The organism is Paenibacillus sp. N119s, from assembly GCF_059447605.1.
The window spans coordinates 1-4,990 of record NZ_JCAJRU010000305.1 but is presented as its reverse complement, the minus strand read 5'-3'; the positions used below and the strand labels follow the sequence as shown (position 1 = coordinate 4,990).

General features: G+C 44.9%; 4 protein-coding genes and 1 pseudogene. 1 reads left to right on the top strand and 4 read right to left on the bottom strand.

The features are described from left to right. Positions 1-235: DUF3592 domain-containing protein (locus AC5V8P_RS23330; RefSeq protein ID WP_495473911.1), on the top strand; the 235-nt coding region annotated here is incomplete at its 5' end. An 11-nt stretch (positions 236-246) separates the two neighbouring features. Here the strand turns inward: AC5V8P_RS23330 and AC5V8P_RS23325 are convergent. The 4 genes and pseudogenes from AC5V8P_RS23325 to AC5V8P_RS23310 form a co-directional block, all read right to left on the bottom strand. Next, the gene (locus AC5V8P_RS23325; protein WP_064797825.1) at positions 247-861 is read right to left on the bottom strand and encodes a LysE/ArgO family amino acid transporter; all 615 of its coding nucleotides are present in this window, start codon (positions 859-861) and stop codon (positions 247-249) included. A gap of 23 nt (positions 862-884) precedes the next feature. Then, entirely contained in the window at positions 885-1,637 is a 753-nt protein-coding gene (gene mobA, locus AC5V8P_RS23320) for a molybdenum cofactor guanylyltransferase (RefSeq protein ID WP_064797768.1), read from the bottom strand. Between the two features lie 141 nt (positions 1,638-1,778). Continuing rightward, positions 1,779-3,992, bottom strand: a complete 2,214-nt coding sequence (locus AC5V8P_RS23315; protein ID WP_064797767.1) for an S-layer homology domain-containing protein — start codon at positions 3,990-3,992, stop codon at positions 1,779-1,781. 133 nt (positions 3,993-4,125) lie between these two features. Next, positions 4,126-4,990, bottom strand: a pseudogene (locus tag AC5V8P_RS23310) (motility associated factor glycosyltransferase family protein); the annotation flags it as partial.

Genomic DNA, 4,990 nt, shown 5'->3' with positions numbered 1-4,990 from the left:
ACGCTTCTATACAGCTTCAGGTGAAGCCGTGGAATTCTGGAATCCTTATAGTACCAATCTCAGCCTCAACCGGGTTGGCAGCAAGATTAAGGTACTATACAATCCGGCCAACCCTCGGGACGCCCGAATTGCTGGCGGTGTCAATGGTGCAGGCTGTCTGGCCTTTATGTTGTTTTTGATCGGTGTCCCTTTTGCTTTGGGCGGGGTATTCGCTATATTAAAATTTTTCTTCTAACAAGGTTCGGGTCACATACTGGTCATAAAATTTATGGCCATATAAAGGGCCAGCCCCAAAATAATCAGTGCTGATATTTTGTTGAGCACAGTACCAAACTTTCCTTCTGAATCCATGCGTCCTACAAGCCGCCCTGCCGTTGCCAGACCCACAAACCATATCCACGATACGGACACAGCGGCCATACCGAAGGCCCAGCGTTCCACGCCGTTATATTGCAGGGAGCTGGTTCCAATTACACCAACCGTGTCGAGTATGGCATGTGGATTCAGTAGCGATACCGAGGCGGCAAAAATCATCTGGCGTTTTGGCAGCATCGGCTGACTTTCTCCCGAGGAAGCCGCCTTCGAGTTCCAAAGAGTCCAGGCCATATACAGTAAAAACAAACAGCCCGCTGCATAAAGCACATTCGTGAGCCATAGAAATTGCTGCAAAATGAGGGATACGCCCCCAACAGCAAGCGTAATCAGGATGGTGTCACAGACACCTGCTGTAATGACAGCAGGCAGTGCATTGCGAAACCGCGACTGGGACGCCCCCTGATTAAACACAAACACATTTTGTACCCCTAAGGGCAAAATTAACCCCAATGCCAATAAAACGGCATGAATAATAGCTTCTAGCATGTTATGTACTCCCCCAAAAATCATCACATATCTTCTCTCTCATCTTCCACTATTCCTTTCTGTCTCGATACGTCTTCTGTACACTCCCATTGTTTCACGATAAGCTGGTAGTCTTGTGGATAGTTCATGTTGAACACAGCTTGCTTCCACATGTCCATGCTCGCCCCCGGCCATTCGCCAGCTTTCTCATAATGAACGTTTAAGGAATTCAGCCAGTCGATCAGACGCAGGCTTCCACTCCGTAAACATTGCTCCGCAGAAGGCAGCACACTTCGATGATATACTCCCAGCAACGGATGTATACGTCCATCCACAGATGCAATCACCGCCTGTAATGCTGGCTGTGTTGACTGAGGAAATAGGTCATTTTCATAAAACGGTACCTGTTCTCTTTGCGCATGTTTTTGTTCACTCGCTACCTTTTGTGCAGCTGTCCAGTTCGTTGCGTGAGCAAGTAAAGCCTGCAATATCTCTGGCTGCACAAAGGGCATATCGCAGGCTACGACGATCCCCCATTCCGTTTTGGAAGCAGAAAGTCCTGCATGGATACCGCTCAAAGGCCCCAAACCGGGATATAAATCTGTCGTCGTTTCCAGCCCAAGTCCTCTATACTGTTGTGCATCCTGCGTCACCACAATAACTCGCCCCGCAACCTTCCCTAGCACAGCAGCTATTCTCTCTAGTACCGTAACTCCTCCGAGTTGGAGCAGAGCTTTGTCCTGGCCCATTCTGCTAGAACGTCCACCTGCCACGATAATTCCAGTCAACTCCACCATCAGCATCGCACCTCCTTTTTTCCTAAACAACGATCTTGAAACAGCGGTAGCTCTAATAATAGCATTTATTATAAAGCATAAAAATGGCGATCCACATGGACCGCCAAAAATAGATTACTTATTCGTCTAATTCATTATTTTTTAATTTGTAAATTTAATAAGCTGCAAAAATCGTTTTAATATCGAAGTTGCTTCTACCCGTGTTGCCTGTTGTTTAGGAGCAAGCAGGTCTGGAGACACGCCCTTAATTAAGCCTTGTTCTGTAGCCTGCGCCATAGCCTGCTGAGCCCAAGGGGAAACAGTAGATGCATCGCTGTAAACCTCTTTATATTCCTCACTAGTAGGAATGGTATTTAAAGTCTGAGCGTAATGTACAGCCTTTTCAGCAATGACCGCAATTTCCTCGCGAGTAATCACCTTTTCTGGTTCGAATGAATGGTTTCCGTAACCTCGGATCAGACCTGCTTCTATCGCAGCTCCAACACTACCAGCATACCAGGCATCTTCTTTTACATCTGTGAACTGTTCCAGTAATGGCTTTTCCTGCATACCTAATCCACGTACAAGCAATGCCACAAATTCAGCCCTGGTTACAGCCCGATTTGGCTCAAAAATATCAGGCTGAACGCCTTTGACAATTAGCTTGTTTGCCAGCATCTCCACATCTTTTTGTGCCCAATGATTCTCCAGATCCTTGAACTTTTTATTTGTTGAGACTACAGCATAAATGCTGTTATGATTGGATTTGATGATTGCCTCAGTTCGTCCATTCACATTTCGGATCAATACAGGAACAGATGACAAAGCACCTGTGTTAGGATCAAACCATACGGCCGCTACATGTTTAGGATCAACTTCATGATCCAAAATCAATTTTCGTTCCACGTAATTCCCGAAAAATTCAGTGATCTCTTGATTACCGGCCATAAGCTTAAAATCAACCGGATTTACCAAAACATCCGTTAAACCAGTATCAGCAATAGCTTGTCTTACTTGTGTCCCGTTTTCGTCTGTTAAGGATGAAATTTCAACTGTCAAGCTTTCTTCCGGATATAATGAGACCAATTTATCGATCAGTTCAGAAGAAAGAGTAAACTGAGCTACATCTGTGCGTATGCTGATTGGCAGATTTGTGTTTTCTTTCTTATACTGTTTTAAAAAGGCGGAAGGTATACCCACCTTTGCTGCTTTACTATAGCCCGAAGCATCAACTACCAGCTCTTTCCGATCAACGTTTATAACATTCAGATCTTTACTTGCGAATTTATCGTTCAAACCAATAAGCTGAATAGTACCACTCTTAACGGATGCTGTCTTAATGTCTGTTATTAGGGCATCCGTCTTGGTCTCTGCTCGGGAAGCGGCAGACGAAGTGTCCTGATCAGACGTTTCTTTTTCCTTAGAATGATGTGAATGGTCATCTCCCGTGCGGAATGTCCATTCCTGTGGTGTGTGCACTCCCGCATACGGGTTCATCGCCATATCTGTCAGTGTTCCGGAGGTGATTTCCACATAATAAGGTTTCCCTTCTTCCAGTCCACCTGATAGCATAAATTCTACTATCTTTTTCTGGCCTGACACCTCGTATATCCGATTCCAGTCCCCTGCGCCAGATATCCGCAGCTCACGAACCACGGCTCCTCCCGAAGCTTCATGCAGCCGTATATACCCACGGTCCCATCTTACTGACTCATTGAACTCCATGTTAAAATACGCTTTCCCTAGACCCACACCACTTAAATAAAGGCCTTCCGGTGACTTCGATACCAGCTTCGGCGCTGTCTTATCTGCTGTCACAAAGTTCCACATACCCTTGCCCCAAACGGCGTTCGATCCTTGGCCTCCACGATCCACAAACATCCCTGAGCTAACTTCTACATAGTACCGAGTGTTGTCGGCCAGGGGGTGGTCCAGTTGCATCCACACGTCCTGGCCACTGATATGTACCGTACCTCCTGCAACTGTTCCTCCACTGACATCAATCCGCCCAACCTCCGTTCCATCCCACTGGTGCACGGTGAGGTGGCCTGTGCCCAGTTCTACATCCTTACTGAACAACATGGATAGATTGGCAGACAAGGAAACTCCACTTTCGAGCTGTGGAGATAGCCAGGTATAATGAGGCGGCTCTTCCATTTGCGCCTGGACATAGACAGATGAAGCCACACTTAGAGGGGAGCTGACTATGGAAAATCTATCCGCTACATCTGTATTTTCTTTGATTTTACTGCTGGGGTTTTCCGCTGCAAACGTTGACAACATATAAGGACTAGCTAGATTAAATACCTGTGTGGTCAATACACTTGCCTTGATCATTCTGTTTAAACGTTTCATATTTCTTTTTTTCTCGCTCATAATATACTCCCTTTATTTCAGGATTTCTGCCGTGGTAATCGATACCTTAGATCTGTACTGTATAAACCTTACATAGAACGAACACTGAACCTACCTTTCATGTCACTAAGCTAACGAATAAGGCTTATGAAGCCTATTCGTTCACATAAGTAAAAACAAGGCGGTAAAAATCATGAATCTCGTTCTTGATTTTCATATAGTCTTGCTGACATTTCCATATGAAATCCCCGAAGTATAGTAGAATTTGCTCCCCTCTGATCAGAGGATTTCTACAATTCTGGATGGCGTCCATTTTGTTGTACAAAAACTCATACCTCATACGATGGCGAGGTAGAATGAATATCTCGAAGAAATCATTTTCCAATAATGTAGAAAAAAGGTCATCAAACTGCCCAAAGGACACATTTAGCATATGGGCCTGTTTCAGACTGAGTTTATTTTTGATACCGAGTAAAACATGATGGATCTGCTCCATAATGGCTTGATAAACCTCTTCATCCCGCTGGTGCTCTTCAATGCGTGACCTTAGAAACAAGAGATCGTATTCCGAACTACTGCTAGTTTGCAGCCATGAATCATCAGTCTTACCTTTTAAATGAGTCTGGATTACTTCTTCCAAGTTCTGAAAAGATGTCCCCTTAATAACAGCCCCCTCATGTGTTGTGTTAATAAATTCAATATCTCTCGCCATATTGATGTAAAATTCCATTTCCGTTTTCATTTTTACGAAAGACTGATTTGTGACAACCTGTTCGCCATGGACACCCTCAACAAACGGTGAATTGGCACCAACCGGAATTCCCGGAGAATTGGTAATTCCCTCAGCATAATATTGCTCCCCCCGATAAGCTAGATTTTGCCCCACCAACACAATAGGATCTGCTTTCATCCGGATCATACATTGAAGCGCAATGACAGCTACAGAAGGAGCGTCGTTAATAATCGTCGGCTTATTTCCCTCGGATGTGCGCAACACATGCTTGCAGAGTTCATCCTGA